Origin of the sequence: Nostoc sp., assembly GCF_036917775.1 — a bacterium.
In the GTDB taxonomy this organism is placed as follows: domain Bacteria; phylum Cyanobacteriota; class Cyanobacteriia; order Cyanobacteriales; family Nostocaceae; genus Nostoc.
In genome coordinates, this window is the sequence record NZ_JBALEQ010000054.1 from 1 (window position 1) to 17,618 (window position 17,618).

The 17,618-nt window shown below is 40.9% G+C and carries 14 protein-coding genes; 9 read left to right on the forward strand and 5 right to left on the reverse strand.

Features of this window, described 5'->3' with window-relative positions; genetic code table 11:
• The coding region (locus V7K69_RS08625; protein WP_335033267.1) for a right-handed parallel beta-helix repeat-containing protein at positions 1 to 1,334 on the reverse strand (1,334 nt) is incomplete at its 3' end.
• Between the two features lie 1,188 nt (positions 1,335 to 2,522).
• Here V7K69_RS08625 and rtcA point away from each other — a divergent pair.
• Together rtcA and V7K69_RS08635 are read left to right on the forward strand one after the other, a co-directional pair.
• On the forward strand, positions 2,523 to 3,569 hold the full coding sequence (rtcA, locus tag V7K69_RS08630; RefSeq protein ID WP_335033268.1) for an RNA 3'-terminal phosphate cyclase: 1,047 nt from the start codon (positions 2,523 to 2,525) through the stop codon (positions 3,567 to 3,569).
• 23 nt (positions 3,570 to 3,592) lie between these two features.
• On the forward strand, positions 3,593 to 4,147 hold the full coding sequence (locus tag V7K69_RS08635; RefSeq protein ID WP_335033270.1) for a hypothetical protein: 555 nt from the start codon (positions 3,593 to 3,595) through the stop codon (positions 4,145 to 4,147).
• Positions 4,148 to 4,822: 675 nt separating this feature from the next.
• On the opposite strand, the gene V7K69_RS08640 is transcribed toward V7K69_RS08635, so the two are convergent.
• From V7K69_RS08640 to V7K69_RS08655, 4 genes are all read right to left on the reverse strand, one after another.
• Positions 4,823 to 5,740 (reverse strand): endonuclease/exonuclease/phosphatase family protein, encoded by a 918-nt coding sequence (locus V7K69_RS08640; protein ID WP_335033272.1) that lies wholly within the window; start codon positions 5,738 to 5,740, stop codon positions 4,823 to 4,825.
• Positions 5,741 to 5,747: 7 nt separating this feature from the next.
• On the reverse strand, positions 5,748 to 6,749 hold the full coding sequence (locus tag V7K69_RS08645) for a hypothetical protein (RefSeq protein ID WP_335033274.1): 1,002 nt from the start codon (positions 6,747 to 6,749) through the stop codon (positions 5,748 to 5,750).
• Between the two features lie 117 nt (positions 6,750 to 6,866).
• Positions 6,867 to 7,568 (reverse strand): hypothetical protein, encoded by a 702-nt coding sequence (locus tag V7K69_RS08650; RefSeq protein WP_335033276.1) that lies wholly within the window; start codon positions 7,566 to 7,568, stop codon positions 6,867 to 6,869.
• The gene (locus V7K69_RS08655; RefSeq protein ID WP_335033278.1) at positions 7,559 to 8,710 is read right to left on the reverse strand and encodes an RNA polymerase sigma factor; all 1,152 of its coding nucleotides are present in this window, start codon (positions 8,708 to 8,710) and stop codon (positions 7,559 to 7,561) included. Before V7K69_RS08655 ends, V7K69_RS08650 begins: the two co-directional genes overlap by 10 nt.
• 960 nt (positions 8,711 to 9,670) lie before the next feature.
• On the opposite strand from V7K69_RS08655, the gene V7K69_RS08660 reads away from it, so the two are divergent.
• The 7 genes from V7K69_RS08660 to V7K69_RS08690 all read left to right on the forward strand — a co-directional run bounded on the left by V7K69_RS08660 (position 9,671) and on the right by V7K69_RS08690 (position 17,545).
• Positions 9,671 to 10,780 (forward strand): response regulator, encoded by a 1,110-nt coding sequence (locus tag V7K69_RS08660; protein ID WP_335033280.1) that lies wholly within the window; start codon positions 9,671 to 9,673, stop codon positions 10,778 to 10,780.
• A 227-nt stretch (positions 10,781 to 11,007) separates the two neighbouring features.
• The gene (locus tag V7K69_RS08665; protein WP_335033282.1) at positions 11,008 to 11,124 is read left to right on the forward strand and encodes an EF-hand domain-containing protein; all 117 of its coding nucleotides are present in this window, start codon (positions 11,008 to 11,010) and stop codon (positions 11,122 to 11,124) included.
• An 18-nt stretch (positions 11,125 to 11,142) separates the two neighbouring features.
• Positions 11,143 to 11,469, forward strand: coding sequence for a hypothetical protein (locus tag V7K69_RS08670; RefSeq protein WP_335033284.1), 327 nt, complete (start codon positions 11,143 to 11,145; stop codon positions 11,467 to 11,469).
• A 331-nt stretch (positions 11,470 to 11,800) separates the two neighbouring features.
• Positions 11,801 to 12,955 (forward strand): NAD-dependent epimerase/dehydratase family protein, encoded by a 1,155-nt coding sequence (locus tag V7K69_RS08675; RefSeq protein ID WP_335033325.1) that lies wholly within the window; start codon positions 11,801 to 11,803, stop codon positions 12,953 to 12,955.
• Positions 12,956 to 12,967: 12 nt separating this feature from the next.
• Positions 12,968 to 13,612 (forward strand): DUF4291 domain-containing protein, encoded by a 645-nt coding sequence (locus V7K69_RS08680; protein ID WP_335033286.1) that lies wholly within the window; start codon positions 12,968 to 12,970, stop codon positions 13,610 to 13,612.
• A 6-nt stretch (positions 13,613 to 13,618) separates the two neighbouring features.
• Positions 13,619 to 14,749, forward strand: coding sequence for a glycosyltransferase family 4 protein (locus V7K69_RS08685; RefSeq protein WP_335033288.1), 1,131 nt, complete (start codon positions 13,619 to 13,621; stop codon positions 14,747 to 14,749).
• Positions 14,750 to 14,965: 216 nt separating this feature from the next.
• Positions 14,966 to 17,545 (forward strand): GAF domain-containing protein, encoded by a 2,580-nt coding sequence (locus V7K69_RS08690; protein ID WP_335033290.1) that lies wholly within the window; start codon positions 14,966 to 14,968, stop codon positions 17,543 to 17,545.
• Positions 17,546 to 17,618 lie beyond the last annotated feature (73 nt).

The following is a 17,618-nucleotide window of genomic DNA, read 5'->3' on the forward strand; positions in this document are numbered from 1 at the left end:
CTGAGAGTATTACCAGTAATGACATCGCCAAAGTTAATCGCAGTAGTACTGCCATCTGCAATGTCAACTGTGCCATTGAGGACTTGAATTTCGGGGATGGAAATGGTGATGTGGGGGGCTTCGTATGCACCAATATCAATCACCGCCGTGCCATTACCATCGCCATCTTGAGGAGTTTTATTAGTTATACTATTGAAAATATTGGAACCAGCATCGATTGCGGGACTACCAGGTTGGAGACTAAAGTTACCATTGGCTGGATTAACAAACAACGGGTCTTTGTTTAAAATATTCCCTGAACCTGTAACGTTCAAAACTCCGTTGTAAGCAAGGTTATTGTTGAATGTAAGATTAGTAGACTTATTGCTGGCAATGAGAGACTCTCCTTTGCTTCCATACAGAATATTGTTATAGACTCGAACATTTTTAGCATAGTTAAGGAAAATTTCTCCGTCTGAAAGTACTTTTGAATTTTGGTAAATTGTATTATTCACAATGTCTACAGAGTTTTCTCCTTTTAAAATCTGAATCCCTGCCCCGCCATTGTTGTAAGTTAAGTTGTTACTGATTAAAGCTTTACCAGCGTAAGCAACATCTCCAACATAAGAAGTGTCAAGCATTATTCCATGACCTTCAGTTATTTTTCCTGCTACTTTCCAAGGAACTAATGATTTATTATCAAAAACAGTATTGCCTTTAATAATTACTTTATAATCAGTCGTGTTGTTATCAGAATTCCAAAGGTTAAGCATGGTAATCCCTTGTGTACCATAAGGTGAGTACCATGCGTTTCCAGTGACGACATTATTTTCTACTGTAATGTAGTCTGCTTGTGTTGTTGCAATTCCTCCTCCTGGAAACTTGGAAATATTATTATTACTAATTGTGATATGACTTGAATGTTGATTTGGATTGTTACTGCTGACCGTAACAAAAATACCATTTCCAGATGTTGCTGGATTATTTAGATTGTCTTTTTGGTTAAGTGCATCTTCTAATTTAATATTGTCCCGATTTCCTACCAATGTTAAGCCTTCAATTGCTATATAGGTTGAGCCTGTAATTGATATAGCTTGCCAATTTTTTCCGTTAGCTTCTAAAACCGGTGTGTGCCCAGATAGTGCCTTAAATGTAATAGGTGCATTAGCCGTACCTTGCTTATTTGCAATACTCAGGATATTGGCGTAAGGAGAGGTGTAAGTACCATTCATTACGTAGACTGTATCACCTGCCTTCACTAAGTCAGCAGCTTTTTGGAGGCTGCGAAATGCATCTCCCTGGCTCAAGCCATTAGATTTATCATTGCCTGTTCCAGAAACGTAGTATGTAGCCATCTGTTTACTCCGAATGGGTGTAGGGTGGGAAAATTGGTTAGTACAATCTCAGCAACTTTATTCAGTTGCTAAGTAGTTAATTTGAACGAGTAATATATCTAGACTTTTCAGGGCAGTCACAGTTGTTCGATCGCAACTGGAAATCGCGTCGGTTATAGAAACGCTGTTGTAAAACTGAAAAATTTTTTTCTGTTAATCGTTAATGGTTAAATCGGGTATGTAGATACCCTTTATCTAAGAGGAATCAGACGATTAGCACGTGAATGTGTAGCACAAAGACTGAGATGTTTACTATCTTCTTTGAGCTTGTTATTAAACATTCTGTAATTACTAGAGTTGGAGTCGAATTGAATCGTATCTTGAACTGTAGCAGCCTCGATCGCTGCTCTTTGTGAGCTAGCTTTACCTATCTGCTACATTCAATACAACGATCATAAATTTGCAAATTGGCATAAATTCCTCTAAACTTTATCCGTTGTATGAGGTCAGGAGGTTGCTAAATCGGTATGGTAAAATGCACCCCTGGCTGATAACTGGGGACTTAAAGTTACAGTGGTCAAAGTTGAATTGGTTGAAACTTTAGTGAGTTGAACCCTTAACTTAAGGGGACTAATGTAACAACTGAGCCGAACCTGTTCTAAGCGGTGTAACTCAATCCTTGTTAACTTGTTTAAAATTAACCTTTACAAATAGTACTTGATATCAGTAAATGCCCTGAACATGGTAAGTTTTTTTACAACAAATTCAAAAAAGCTATGGAGATGCAATGGTGAAGTCCTGTTAATTTGCAGTGATATGGGAATAAAAAGTGCTTTGTGCGAGGATATGATGAAGTTTGTCTAAATATTTGGCAGGCTACGCTGATACCAAACAACGATTATCTAGTAAATAGGGTAAATCTTTGTTGTTGCGATCGCACATGAGGAAAGAGGGTTTTTCTAAATCGCCAAAATATTAACTAAACTTGCTTATTTATTTATAGCGACGATGCCTTTTCTAGCGCCTTCGCTGCCGTAATTAGTCCCGATCGCAGTTTCTACTGTTGATAAGTCAAATAACTTGGGTACGATTGATTCATAGTTCTCGTAACGCTGTCATACTTAAGTATTTTTTCTTCTGGGAAGATACCGTTAATGTGGACTTTTTTAGTTTTCGGATAACCCAAAATCCAACATCTCCAAATCGCCCATGATTGAAATTGACGGTTCCTACGGAGAGGGAGGCGGACAAGTTCTTCGCACTTCCTTAAGTCTAGCCGCCATCACTGGTGAACCCATACGGATTGCAGGCATTCGCGCTGGACGCAAAAAGCCAGGATTAGCAGCACAACACTTAACAGCCGTTCGGGCTGCGGGTAGAATTTGTAATGCCCAACTACGGGGTGATGCTTTGGGTTCAATGCTGCTGGAATTCATTCCAGGTAGTGCTGTGCAAGCTGGAATTTATACCTTTGATGTGAGTAAAGCACAAGAAGGTGGTTCTGCGGGTGCGATCGCTCTTGTTTTACAAACAATTCTCTTACCTTTAGCACTAGCAACAGGTAATTCTCAGGTAACACTAAAGGGTGGAACTCATGTAAACTTTAGTCCGACTGTAACCTACATTGAGCAAGTTTATCTGCCAATACTGCAACGTATGGGAGTAGAAGCCCAAGTTAAGTTAGGCGCTTGGGGGTGGTTTCCTCAAGGTGGGGGAGAAATAGAGTTGCAGGTGATTGGTGGTACTCAACTCGGCGGAATCAACTTGCTGGAAAGGGGAGAGTTACAACAGGTGCGAGGAATAGCAGCAGTAACGGAACTACCTTCTCATATTCCGCAACGGATGGCGAATCGTGCGGAGAATTTGTTACGGGAAGCGCATTTGAAAGTTCATGTACAGACTTTGCGAGAAAAAGGTGTAGCACCTGGCGCGGGTATTTTTTTAACTGCTGAGTATCAGAACAGCTTGACTGGCTTTGGTGGATTCGGGCGTTTGCGGTTGTCGGCGGAAACAGTTGCAGAAATTGCTTGTCAGCAACTGCTTGAATTTCATCATACTGGTGCAGCAGTGGATGAACATTTAGCAGATCAGTTATTATTGCCAGCTACTTTAGCGTCACAAGAAAGTCAGTATCGGGTGGCTGAGGTAAGTAGACATTTGACTACGAATGCAGCAGTAATTGAACAGTTTGGGCTAGCGCAAATTACGGTAGATGAAGCTGAGAAGATAGTGTCTGTAAAGAGTTTGACTAGATAAAATAAGTTTTTATTAGTTTAGTAGTGCTTTTTGATAAAGTATCATTGCGATCGCATTTGCGAACTATCGGGTATGCCAAACGTGCCACCATCGCCTTTTCGGTAACAGCGGATAGGGTGATCATCCACGGCGTTTTTACGGGGGGCAGGATTACGATTCCATCATGCAGGAAGAGCTATGATCGCTCTACTTTATCTGTTAGAGAGAGCGTCTCCGGTTACAATAGCTTTGATGAGAGATGGGCGTATGCAATAGTTTGGTGTACTGGGGCGATCGCATTTTCAAAAAACCGACTCGATGAAAGCCTGCTACACTTTCAGTTGGGGCAATGGGTAGGTGTAATGACGTTTCTCACCGCTTACACCCGTTGCATCACCCGCTCGGAGGTTAAAACACTGTGCGATCGCAATAATCTACTGAAAAGTTGCCTATCTAGTCAGCTTGAATTTCAGTTAATTTTGATGCACTGTTGCTACTATCTAGGAGATTACTTCGGCTTCTTCCGGTGTCGTTTTGTTGTTGTCAGATTGTTGGGGGCTGATAACTACCTCGATCACATCATCCTTCTTAAACCTTGATAGTTGATATACCTCTTCATCTGCTATATCTATCTCAGATCCATTTCTAAGGAAATAGAAGTCACTACCTACTGCCTCCCACTTGTTTTCTTTAATTTTGCTTCTGAGGTTGGCTAAAGTTAATTGTTCGTTATCGAGTAAAAAGATTCTAGATTTACCATTTTCAACGGAAACTTTGACTTCAATAGACATTGTTAATGACGATTCTCAGAAGCCGTTTCTGAATAGTTTGAAATAGCAACTTTTTTCTTGGCTTAATACATCTCATAAAACAATGAGAAGAAACTGTAAAGGAGCGATTACGTCCATCCTCTCCACACTCTACTAACTGTGACCTACCCTCCATCTCTATCTCAACTAAAAAGCGATCACACCCCTTCATCTCCATCTCAACCAAAAAGCGATCGCCTTTCACAAATCAGAAAAGCGATCGCTTGATGGACATGTAGGGTGATCGCGCTAGCTTGAAAAACAGGTTAGAAAAGCCTTTATGCCTTATAGTAAATTTACTCTGAGTACAGGTAGAGCGATTGCACAATTCGGGACAAAGCTACGATTGAGTTACTGTGTCTGCTAGAGATAATGATCGCTATCTCTACAATTTCTGCATCATATCAACTCAAAGAAGAATAGAGGAACCATCATTACCTAACTAGCTACATTCACCCTAAATTATTAGGGTAGTAAGAAGTGACCGTCTAAGGGGTAATGGTCGGAGAGATCCATCGTGCCATCAGAAGTCTGAAACGTGAAAGTTTTGGGTACAGTTACAGAGGTAGGGGTGATACCTCGTGCGAACATATAATCCAAGCGCTGTCTGACTTTATTCTTGGCATCATTGGGCGCAAAATACTTAATCAGCTTGTTATGAACTGCGTCGCAGGTATAACCTAGATCGGGTGCAGTGTTGGGATTCAGGGTACGATACGAGTCAAACATTTGACTCTGCTTCAATATGTCACATAGGAATTCGTATTCTTTCGTAGAAGTGCCTGATTCATTTTCCCCTGTAATGTTTAGGTCGCCAAGTAGAATTACAGGTATGGAGCGATCTGCGGCACTACTAATGCTGCTGTGCAACTGATTAATGTTCTGTTTTCTGGCTTCAATAGCATCATTGTTGTCGTCTGCTTGGGTATGTGTATGGACAATTAGAAGTTTTTGCGAATCAATCTTGGCAGTAGCTATAAGAAAGCCTTTCTGACTCTTGGAGTCGCTACCAGAAAGCTTATTGTATTTAGTGAACGAAACATTGGAGAGAGGAAATCGACTGAGTAGGAGCAGACCAGAACCTATCTCCAAAGGATCTTCGTTTTTATCCCATGCAGAATACTCCAATTGAGACTTCAGAGCAGAAATAAATTTTTTCTTTGAATCATTAGCCCATACTTCACTAAAACCGACGATATCTGGATTGAGCTTCTGTACTTCAGCAATTATGCTGTCTAATCGTCCAGAATCTTCGTATTCTTGGCGTGGAACATCTGCGCTTACTTTGTTTAGAAACTTTGTTACTAAGTCAAGATTCCCAACTACTGTACCTAAAAAAAGATGAACGTTGTAGCTTAAAAAATGTAAGGTAGTACTAGTCATATAGTTATTAAAGGCTCTTGTGTAATTCTTTTTGCAATTTTTTAGACAAGTCTTTTACCAAATCTTTAGACAAAGATTTGGTAAGATCCTTAGTCAAAGCAGGTGGGGTGTTTGAGCCAAAGATACTATCAAATAATTCTCCGACTCCTTCTCCTACGAGTGTGGCAACAATCGTAAGCACGATGTAAAGACCTACATAAACTACCATAGACCCACCTTCTGATTCTGGGGCTATTGCTGTTGCCATTATCAATAGTCTTTCGGATGCTTTTACTGTTACGTATGCTGTTGATAAGATTACTGCTTCTTTAGCTATTTTGACTACTCGCTCTTGTTCTGGTGTTTCTACTGTCTCCCATAATGCGACGCTAATAGCAGCAATCAAAAGACTTTTATCGAGCCACTCAGGAACTACATAACCCTTCCAACTTCCTGTTATTCTTTGTTTTTCTAATTGCTTCGTAAGTTGTTCAATTTTTTGTGCTTCATTTAAAGTCTCAAAACCCGCTCCTAGATTCTCAGCCAAAACTGTTACATTGCTTAATTGTTTCAAATTGAGTGCTTCGGTATTCCTAATAATATCCCTCAATTTATTAGCCAATTCGTCCACAGGTTGCGGTTGCACTACTTGCGGCCCTTGCAGTTGCATTAATGGTCTACTTGTGGGTCTAGTGAAATTTTGGATCACTTTTTTTGCATACCAACTTCGGAAGGATGCACTAGGAGCTTTCAGTCCTAATTCTAAGAGCATCAAAAAAATTTCTATACTTTCTCTTGTGCTTAAGTAAGCTTGGTTTTTCTCTGCCTCTTTTTCTATTTCGGTAATAGCTTTGATAGTCTCATCATAAGCATTTCTGCATTCTTTAATTGCTTGGACATATTCACTCTCGGAAGGATATAGGTGTTGATTTACTTTGAGCGAATCGATATCTCTATATAACCTGTCTTGTTCTTTTTTTTTGATATCATCGGTACGTTCTTTCAAGTTATCGCTTTTTAGGTCACTCATAAGATACTTCCTCAGTCAGTTAATGGATTTCAATAGACATCTCCGAAAAAAGAATCTCAATTTCTTACATTGTCATCGGTAAAAAACTAATCCCTGGAGATGTCTAATAGAATAGAGTTAGTTTTTGTAGTCAAAATCTATAAGGGATAAAGTCAAACGTAACATTGCAGTTGACTCTTGGTCGATAGTTCCCTCCACATGGCCTTTAAACTTAATTGATTTTTTTGAGTCCTGCGGATATTCCTTTTCTGTTGAAAAATCTTGGGACCCATTTGGAATACTCACAGACCATCCTTCTTTTTCTACCAGATTCTGCATACAATTTTTGCTACCTTTGTCCCACCAATGTTTATTTTCTCGTATTTCCACTCTAAAAGTGTTACTGCTGAATGCTGCTGAATATGGTGTATCCCATCCAATGAATACATTTAGATTTAAATTTTCTATTTGGTAGACTAGGTATCCAGAAGAGCCTGCCAAGCCCCCCGAATTATGAACGTGTAGAATAGAACTACATTGCCCATTCTCTATTTCTGTATCGAAGCCGTCATACCATTTTCCGTGCCAACTCCCCTCAAGCAAGTTTTTTAACTTTTGACCAGTTGCATTAAAGATACAGATCTTTGTTGAAATACCATTTCCGTAATTACTCTTCAGTCCATTTACAGTTTTAACTGCGTCTTCTATAAATTGACCTTGAGATACTTGGTTTAAACCCTCTTTAGCTAGGTACTCATAGAGTTTTTCCGGGTTTTTCTCTAGTTCCTCTTTATATGTTACTTTTATCGTTGCCTCAGTGATAGTTTTTCCTACACGCATGATGTTACTCTCCGATAAGAATAATGTTGTTTAATGACTTCTCTGCTTAAGACGTATTGCAAGAGATATTTCTGAATCTTTAGTGCTAAAAGATAGATTCTTTCAAGAAATTTACAATTGGGAAAACAATACCAAGGAGGAGAGCGGGACGATCGCAAAACTCCTCCCCATCCTTTCCCCACCTGATGCTGTTGTTGCCTCCTCTGCACCGCCAGAAAGGAATTTCCCCAAGTTCCAATTTCTTCATCCAATTGAGCCAACGCCAAAATCGGTGCTAGCAGCAATTCAAACAGCGCCACTTCAACGCACCGACAACGATCACTCCTTACCTCTAACTTCCCCTCAGAAGTCGCCACCACCATCACCGACTTAGACTGCTGCACATTACGCGCTACCTCTGGCGATTCCTCACCCCCAACAATCTCCACTTCCTCCACCGCAACTGCAAGTACCGTCTCCCCTACTCTCGCTTCAACTCCCCCATTCCCCTCGGACATTTCCCCTATTTCTGACTCCATTGCAGTCGGTGGAACCGATAAATCCGTACCAGTCTCATCCTCCCCGATAAAATATTCCCTCAACTCCTCACGCAGAATAGTCCGCGCTTGGGAGATGCGCTTACAGACATTCTGATAAGAAATTCCCTGCTGTTCTACTATTTCTTGATGTGACAGTTCTTGATAAAAGTGCAGAATAAACGTCTCGCGCAACCTTATCGGTAAATTATCAATAGCACGACGAATCACAATCCTTTTCTCGTCAGTCTCCATTGCACTCTCTGGCGTATCCTCACTCTGTACCAGTTCTGGCTTATTACCAGAGGCATAACCTTCTATATCCTCAACTCGATTCGCCCCCCGACTGCGTTCTCGATGAATATCCATGCAGAGATTACGAGTCAGTGTTGTCAGCCAAGCCTTAAAATTAGTAATTTTCCCCGCATACTGTTGCACCTTTTCCCAAGCCTTGAGCATCGCCCGTGAGAGCGCATCTTCAGCATCCGTAGGGTTCCCACCAATCCACTTGATGCAGCGTCGGTAAAGCTCATCTCGATACTGCTCCCACAATTGCCAAAAAGCTTCACTAAAGTCATCAGAACTACTACGCCCTGATGAGGAGAAAACTGTTTGAGAAACTACCATAACTTGAGAACTCAACAATCTAATAAATTTGATTGAAATTCGATTTCAGCCTTTTGTATAAAAACCAACTCACGCATCAAAAACAGCTAGGCTGAAGTATTGTAGTTATGAAGATTTACAGGTTTTTTGGTAAATAGGCCAATAGAGATCAATATTGCCTAAGAGCTTGTCATGTAACAACCTTGCCTCTTTTGAGCTAGAAATGCCTTCTCAGTAAGCTTTCTAGATAATAAATTGTAAAAGTTGTTTCTTGACAGGCTCTAAGTTTTGAGAAAAATTGTCAGAGTCAATAGAGAATAAAAATCTCTTATCTCCTATATATTTAAGTATTTTTATATACTAGGCTTGTATTGAGGATACTTGAGCGGAATAATTTTTGGTTAAGTTTTTACCATTAGCTATTGTGGTATTTGCTGCTTGTCTTTAAAGTTACTGCCATTTAACTCATATTCGCCAGTCGGAAAGTCGGATATTAAGGTCTGATAAAGTCGGATTGTATCTAAAATATTTTTATTTTCAAGTATTTATACTGATAATTATTCTAATATTTTTTACTCTAAATATTTATACTTAGGAATAATCTCAAGAGAATTCACAAAAAAAGGTGAAGCATCTTATGAGAAGAATTGATGATAGAAATACTTAAGTGGAATTATTAATAAGTATTATCAAAATCCTATTTGATTTTTGAAAAAATTACGAGAAAATACGGCTGGGTGTAAAAGTCTAAGAGTAGAAAATGATAAAACAGTATCTACAAACGGCAACACTCCCTAGAGCAATGGCGATCGCCATACCTACCCTGCGGGAATCTCTTCTCTACGAGATGCTACGCGAACGAGAAACAGTCAGTTAAGTCCCTTGGCGTGCGCGAAGGGCTTTCGCTAACGAGGAAACTCCAGTAACATACAATACAGCCTGCAAACATCAAAAACCCAGCAAAATGACATCTAGCCCCGCATGACCTTTGAAGAAGCAATCGAATGGGTAGAATCTACCCTTGAATCCAAAACAGGTAAACAACTAACCGCCCCAGAAAAAGGAATTCTCAAAGCCGCTTGGGAAGATGAAACCTACAGAGATGTTGCTGATAGCTTATACATGAGCGTGGGGCATATTAAAGACTTAGCCTCCCTATTATGGAAACACCTTTCAGACTTACTCGAAGAAAAAGTAAGCAAGAATAACTTTCGTAATTTACTTTTAAAACGAAGCGCTACCCCCACTCAGTCCCCTCTAGAAATCGCAGAAAGCGACATCTATCAAACTTCAGACCCCAAAGGCAATATCCTAATTGTTGATGATCTCATCGAAAACCTGCATTTTTTAAACGACATCTTAAGCAAACAGGGGTACAAAGTTCGCAGCTTCACCAATGCTAATATGGCATTAAGAGCTGTCCACAAAAATCCCCCAGATGTCATTTTACTCGATATAAAAATGCCAGATATCGATGGCTATCAAGTCTGCTCAATCCTGAAAGCTGACGAAGAAACTTCAAGCATTCCCATTATTTTTATCAGTGGATTAAACGAAGTTTTTGATAAAGTCAAAGCCTTTCAAGTCGGGGGAGTAGATTACATCACCAAACCCTTTCAAATCGAAGAATTCATCGCCCGCATTCAAACTCACCTCACCCTCCAACAGCAAAAACACGAGCTTCGACGAGAAATTGAGCAACATCAACAAACCGCAGAAATTCTCTACCAATCTCGCGCCCTCCTCGCCAGTGTGTTGAACAGTTCCAGAGATGGAATTGCCGCTATGCAGTCCACGAGGAATATGGTAACTGGAGAAATTGAAGACTTTCGGTATCTATTAGTTAATCCCGTCTTTGCCAAACTCTTGGGTAAAAAACGACAAGAAATCACTAATAATTCAGGGCAAAAGAAGCTGCTCAATCGACTTACCCCAGGATTTTTTGAAAAGTTAGTGCAGGTGGTTGAAACAGGAGAAGCACTCCAACAAGAATTTTTTTGGGAAACGGATATGAAAAAGAAATGCTATGACTTGATAGCTGTTAAGTTGGGAGATGGCTTTTCAATTACCATGAGTGAGGTGAAAGATTAGGGGAGATAGAGGGCAGGAGAGCATTTGCAATTAAACCCGTAAAGCTGCATTTATTGCAACAATAAGCAACTGACAAATTTACTAAGCGACTGCAAGTAAGATTGAGACTAAGTTCAGAGGTTCCTAATACTTACTATTTACTTAACATAACAAGACAGTATTGAAGTAGCTGTTAAAAAATATGGTAATAAATTTATTGTTGACACATATAAAATTGGAATAAAACCGTGATTGATGAACAAGAAATAGAAAAGCTGTGGCAAGCCTTCAAGGTATTAGATGTAGACGGTAACGGAGCAATCTCAACCGACGAAGTGGGGGAGGTAATGCGATCGCTAGGATAAAATCCCACGAAAACGGGGTTGCGTGACTTGATCAAAGAGATTAACCTGGTGTCAGTGTCAGGCACTATTGACTTTAAAGTGTTTAAAACACTGATGATCGCTAAGGTAGGCGATCGCAAAAACCGCCTCAAGTTAGCATTCAGCGCCTTTGATGAAAATAGCCTGAAGGAAACATATTATATAGTTGCACAGAACCACATCGCGGATTTGGAGGAAGCTGTCACCCGTGGAGAGGTTCTGCAAGAGACATACTACTTTGAGCATGATTTCGTAGATAAGGCTCCACTCTTCACCCCTGAAAAGGAAGAGTTTGCCCAAACTGGTATGTTCACACAAATTGATTAAAAATTTTACAGTAATACATTAGGACTTACGCAAAACTACAGACGGTAGTGGCAATTTATATAGACACAAAGCGGTGGGTGGGTTCGAACTGGCGATCGCGTACCCTGCGCGTAGGGCTTATGCCCCTAGAAAAAAATTAGGGTTTCGGCTATTGTTTGCGTAAGTCCTAATCCAGTTCAATTAAAAAATTTGCATAACTGATAATTTTGTGTCAAGACGTTGTGTTGCAACATCTCTACAGCTCCTTAAATTTACATCTCTCTCAGAATGATGATTGAGAGGGTACATAAACCTGGTAGATTTAGCTATCAGCGAGTAAAAACTGGTGAAGATGAAAGTCCTGGTTATTGGTGGTGATGGATATTGCGGTTGGGCAACTGCTCTTTACCTTTCCAATCGAGGTTATGAAGTTGGAATTTTAGATAGTTTGGTGCGGCGGCATTGGGATAATGAACTAGGTGTCGAAACTCTCACTCCGATCGCACTAACTCAACAACGTCTCCAGCGCTGGCAAGATTTGACGGGTAAATCTATCGATTTGTTCATCGGCGATATTACGAATTACGAATTTCTCAGCAAAACCTTACATCAATTTCAGCCAAATGCCCTAGTGCATTTTGGTGAACAGCGTTCGGCCCCATTTTCCATGATTGACCGAGAACACGCAGTTCTCACCCAGGTCAATAATGTAGTTGGGACATTGAACTTGTTGTATGCCATGCGGGAAGATTTCCCCGACTGTCATTTGGTGAAGCTGGGAACGATGGGTGAATACGGTACACCCAATATCGACATCGAAGAAGGGTATATCACCATTGAACACAATGGACGCAAGGATACCCTACCTTATCCCAAGCAGCCTGGTTCGATGTACCATTTAAGCAAAGTTCATGATAGTCATAATATCCACTTTGCTTGCCGGATTTGGGGATTGCGAGCAACTGATTTAAATCAGGGTGTAGTTTATGGTGTCTTAACCGAAGAAACGGGAATGGACGAACTATTGATTAATCGGCTGGATTACGATGGTGTGTTTGGTACAGCACTAAATCGCTTTTGTATTCAAGCTGCAATTGGACATCCCTTAACTGTTTACGGTAAAGGCGGACAAACTCGTGGATTTTTGGATATTCGGGATACAGTACGATGTGTAGAATTAGCGATCGCTAACCCTGCCGAAGCTGGTGAATTCCGCGTATTTAACCAATTTACCGAACAATTCAGCGTCGGTGACTTGGCATTGATGGTGAAAAATGCTGGTAACGCTATGGGATTGAAGGTAGAAATCAATCACTTAGATAATCCCAGAGTTGAAAAAGAAGAACATTACTTCAACGCTAAAAACACTAAATTGCTCGATTTAGGTTTACAGCCTCACTTGCTCTCTGATTCTCTACTCGATTCTCTGTTAAACTTTGCTATTAAGTATCAGAAACGAGTCGATCACAAGCAAATTCTGCCCAAAGTCTCTTGGCACAGAAATTAGGATAAACTCTGCGTGCGGCTGATAACAGAACCTTATTTAACTCAAGTAAGTAATTGGCCTGAAAATGGTCGCCATATCTTAGCACAATATGACGACCATTTAATTGTTGTTTATCAGGCGTATCGTCCATCTATTGGTAACTTCGCCGCTACCTACGGTTACTTTGGTGGTGAGTTCAGTTTTGAGCGCATGAGTTGGATAAAACCTAACTTCCTTTGGATGATGTATCGTTCTGGATGGGGTACAAAAAATGGGCAAGAGGTAGTATTAGCTATTTGGATGAAGCGTTCGGCAATTGATGAAATCTTAGCGGCGGCTGTTCATTCCAGCTACGTTCCAGAACTTTATCCTGATAAAAGTGCCTGGCAAAAAGCATTGAAGCAATCACAAGTTCGCCTACAATGGGACCCAGACCATGACCCATCTGGGACAAAATTAGAAAGACGCGCTATTCAGTTAGGGTTACGTGGTGAAGTACTAGCTGCTTACGCCAAAGATTGGATTGTCAACATTGAGGATATCTCGGACTTTGTACAAAAACAGAGGCAAAACATTAAATCTGACTGTGCAGAGTTGATTACACCACAGGAGAGGGTCTATTCTGTGTTTGATACCGAAACGCAAGCAAAGCTGAGATTATCTGCCTGGACTGAATAGTTTTTTATGAGAATTGCCCTATTTACTGAAACCTTTTTACCCAAGGTTGACGGCATTGTAACACGCCTGCGCCATACTGTTGACCATCTACAGCGTAGTAGTAATCAAGTGCTGGTGATTGCCCCTGATGGAGGCATCACTGAACACAAAGGCGCTAAGGTTTACGGCATTACTGGCTTTCCTCTGCCATTGTATCCAGAATTGAAAATGGCACTTCCTCGCCCAGCCATTGGGTACGCCTTAGAAGAGTTCAAGCCAGATGTTATTCATGTTGTGAACCCAGCAGTTTTAGGTTTAGCCGGTATATTTTATAGCAAAATCCTTAAAATTCCCTTAGTAGCCTCTTACCATACCCATTTGCCTCAATATCTTCAACATTACGGCTTGGGTATGCTGGAAGGTTTTCTTTGGGAACTGCTCAAAGGCGCTCATAATCAAGCTGCTTTAAATCTGTGTACTTCTACAGCAATGGTGGAGGAACTGACAGCACATGGGATTGAACGTGTAGATTTATGGCAGCGCGGGGTGGATACAGAATTATTTCACCCCGATTTAGCTAGTGTAAAGATGCGATCGCGTCTATCCCAAAATCATCCAGAAAGTCCATTGCTACTTTACGTTGGGCGGCTTTCTGCCGAAAAAGAAATTGAGCGCATCAAACCAATTTTAGAAGCAATTCCCGAAGCGCGATTAGCATTGGTTGGAGATGGCCCACACCGTCAAGCACTGGAAAAACACTTTGCTGGCACAAATACTTATTTTGTTGGATATCTTATGGGACAAGAATTAGGTTCTGCTTTTGCGAGTGCTGATGCCTTTATCTTCCCTTCCCGTACAGAAACACTAGGCTTAGTACTACTAGAAGCGATGGCTGCTGGTTGTCCCGTGGTCGCAGCCCGTTCGGGGGGAATTCCTGATATTGTGACAGATGGTGTCAATGGATATCTTTTTGAGCCAACAGAAGATGTTAAAGGAGCGATCGCTGCTACTGTTCGCCTCTTAGAACAAAAAGAACAACGAGACATTATCCGTCAAAATGCTCGCCAGGAAGCAGAAAGTTGGGGTTGGGCAGCTGCCACCAGTCAGCTACAAGATTACTACCAAAAGATAATATTTGCTGAAAAGTTGACAAAATAAGAGATAGGGAGTTTGGAGATGAGGGAGTGTGGGGAGTGTGGGGAGTGTGGGGGGTAAGACTTATTCCCCATCCTCCCACACCCCTTGGATTTCTCACTTGTGAGAAATTGCCCAATTCTCAATGCCCAAAACCGAAACAGACTCATAATACAAGCCCATTTATTTATGGGGATTATTAATTTTTAATTTTTAATTTTTAATTCGGAGCAAAGCGACGTGACACTCCCCAACCCTGGCAGCGTCTTGGCTACATTAACTGAACTCACTCAAGTTAATCGGACTCACGCCTTATTGCGTCGCGTAAAAGATTTATCTGTTAATGAATTTGTTTGCCTACTCGACTTTATAACTGCTGAGTTCCAGCAATTTCTTAGAGCTATTGAACTAATCAATAATGAAGCTCTAGAAACTATGTTAGAGAAGGTACTAGAAGCTATCACACTTAAAATAGGTCAAATCCTCCAAGCAGAACACACAGCCATTTTTTTAGTTGACCATGATAAAGGTCAATTATGGTCAAAAGTTCCTCAAGATAATACCCAAAAGTTCTTAGAAATTCGTACTCCTATGACTGTGGGTATCCCCGGTCATGTTGCCAGTACAGGTCAATATTTAAATATATCTGAAACTTATACTCATCCTTTATTTAGCCCAGAACTTGAAAAACAAATGGGCTACAAAATTCATAATATTTTATGTATGCCTGTTATCAGCAGCAAAAACCAAATTGTTGCGGTAGTTCAACTGGCTAATAAAACCGGGAATGTTCCGTTTAATCATGATGATGAAGAACGTTTTCGAGACTTTGCCGCTTCTATTGGTATCATTCTGGAAAGCTGCCAATCTTTTTATGTAGCTGCTCGAAATCAACGAGGCGCAACAGCTTTGTTACGGGCAACTCAGACATTGGGGCAAAGTTTGGATTTAGAAGCAACTTTGCAAATAGTCATGGAACAAGCTCGAATTTTAATGCAAGCAGACCGCAGCACGCTGTTTTTATATCGTAAAGAGATGAGCGAACTCTGGACAAAAGTTGCGGCGGCGGCAGATGGCACAAACTTGCTAGAAATTCGTATTTCAGCTAACCGAGGCATTGCTGGCTATGTGGCTTCTACTGGTCAAGCCTTAAACATTTCCGATGCCTACAAAGACCCCCGCTTTGACCCAAGTACAGATAGAAAAACTGGTTATGTGACTCGCAATATTCTATGTTTACCAGTATTTAATTCTGCAAATGAATTAATTGGCGTAACTCAATTAATTAATAAGCAACAAAATAGTTTTACTGCTTCTGATGAAGAGTTTATGCGGGCATTTAATATTCAGGCAGGAATTGCCTTAGAAAATGCTCGTCTATTTGAAAATGTATTGTTAGAAAAACAGTATCAAAAAGACATTTTACAAAGTCTTTCAGATGCAGTAATTTCTACCGATATGGCAGGTCGAATTGTCACAATTAATGATGCTGCCCTGGAGTTATTGGGTTGTCCTGTAAAAAATACTAATACCAAAATTAACAAGCTTTTGTGGGAACAAAATTTGATTGGTCGCTTAGTTTGGGAAGTTGTGCCAATTGAAAATCTCCAAATGCGACTCGAAGATAGTTTAAAAACTGGAGCTAAACATTATGTGCCAGAGCAAACTTTGATGGTGGGAATTTCTCTAGTTAATAATGCTGTTAGCAGTAGCGGGGCGTTTAGCGCTCAGTACTCAATTTTAGCACTGTGCGATCGCACTAACCCCAATGTGTTCATTCCCTGGAATCTCCCCCTCACACCAGAATCTGAGTTTTTTAGCCCTGATGAGGTGCAAACATTAGAACGCAGTACAAATCTCACCGTCAATCCTCTAACTAACCCAGAAGGCGGCGTTCGGGGTGGTTTGGTGGTGTTGGAAGACATCAGCCAGGAAAAACGGATGAAAACCACCATGTCTCGCTACCTAACGCCTCATGTAGCCGAACAAGTTATGGCTCTGGGAGAAGATGCTTTAATGGTGGGTGAGCGTAAGGATGTAACTATCTTGTTTTCTGATATCCGAGGCTACACAACACTTACAGAAAATATCGGTGCAGCTGAAGTATTATCCTTGCTCAATCAGTATTTTGAAACGATGGTGGAGGCGGTTTTTAACTACGAAGGCACGCTCGATAAATTTATTGGTGATGCGTTAATGGCGGTATTTGGTGCGCCGCTACCTCTGACAGAAAATCATGCTTGGAGAGCTGTGCAGTCAGCGTTAGATATGCGACAACGCTTAGAGGAATTTAACCAGCGACGAATTATTGAGGCACAGCCACAAATTCATATTGGCATTGGCATTAGTTCTGGAGAAGTGGTTTCGGGTAATATTGGTTCCCGCAAACGGATGGATTACACCGTAATTGGAGACAGTGTAAACTTGAGTTCGCGCTTGGAAGCGGTAACTAAAGAATACGGTTGTGATATTATTTTAAGCGAATTTACTTACCAGATGTGCAGCGATCGCATTTGGGTGCGCCAGTTAGATAAAATCCGAGTCAAAGGGAAACACCAGGCAGTTAATATATACCAGTTAATTGGCGATCGCAGCACCCCTCTAGATGCCAACACCCAAGAATTTTTGTCTCACTATCATACTGGACGCGCTGCTTATTTATCGCGCGATTTCTCACAAGCGATCGCTTGTTTTAAAGCCGCCAAATACATCCAACCCAAAGACCAAGGTGTTGATATCCACCTAGAACGTGCGCGTAATTATCTACAAAATCCGCCCCCAGAGTCATGGGATGGGATTTGGACAATGCTTACTAAGTAGTTATGGGGCATTGGGAACTTGTACTGAGCGAAGCCGAAGTATTGGGCATTGGGAATGGGTTATTAATTCTTCT

Coding starts and splice junctions, on each gene's coding strand:
- rtcA (WP_335033268.1), top strand. CDS start 2,523: ATGATTGAAATTGACGGTTCCTACGGAGAGGGAGGCGGACAAGTTCTT.
- V7K69_RS08640 (WP_335033272.1), bottom strand. CDS start 5,740: ATGACTAGTACTACCTTACATTTTTTAAGCTACAACGTTCATCTTTTT.
- V7K69_RS08645 (WP_335033274.1), bottom strand. CDS start 6,749: ATGAGTGACCTAAAAAGCGATAACTTGAAAGAACGTACCGATGATATC.
- V7K69_RS08650 (WP_335033276.1), bottom strand. CDS start 7,568: ATGCGTGTAGGAAAAACTATCACTGAGGCAACGATAAAAGTAACATAT.
- V7K69_RS08655 (WP_335033278.1), bottom strand. CDS start 8,710: ATGGTAGTTTCTCAAACAGTTTTCTCCTCATCAGGGCGTAGTAGTTCT.
- V7K69_RS08660 (WP_335033280.1), top strand. CDS start 9,671: ATGACCTTTGAAGAAGCAATCGAATGGGTAGAATCTACCCTTGAATCC.
- V7K69_RS08675 (WP_335033325.1), top strand. CDS start 11,801: ATGAAAGTCCTGGTTATTGGTGGTGATGGATATTGCGGTTGGGCAACT.
- V7K69_RS08685 (WP_335033288.1), top strand. CDS start 13,619: ATGAGAATTGCCCTATTTACTGAAACCTTTTTACCCAAGGTTGACGGC.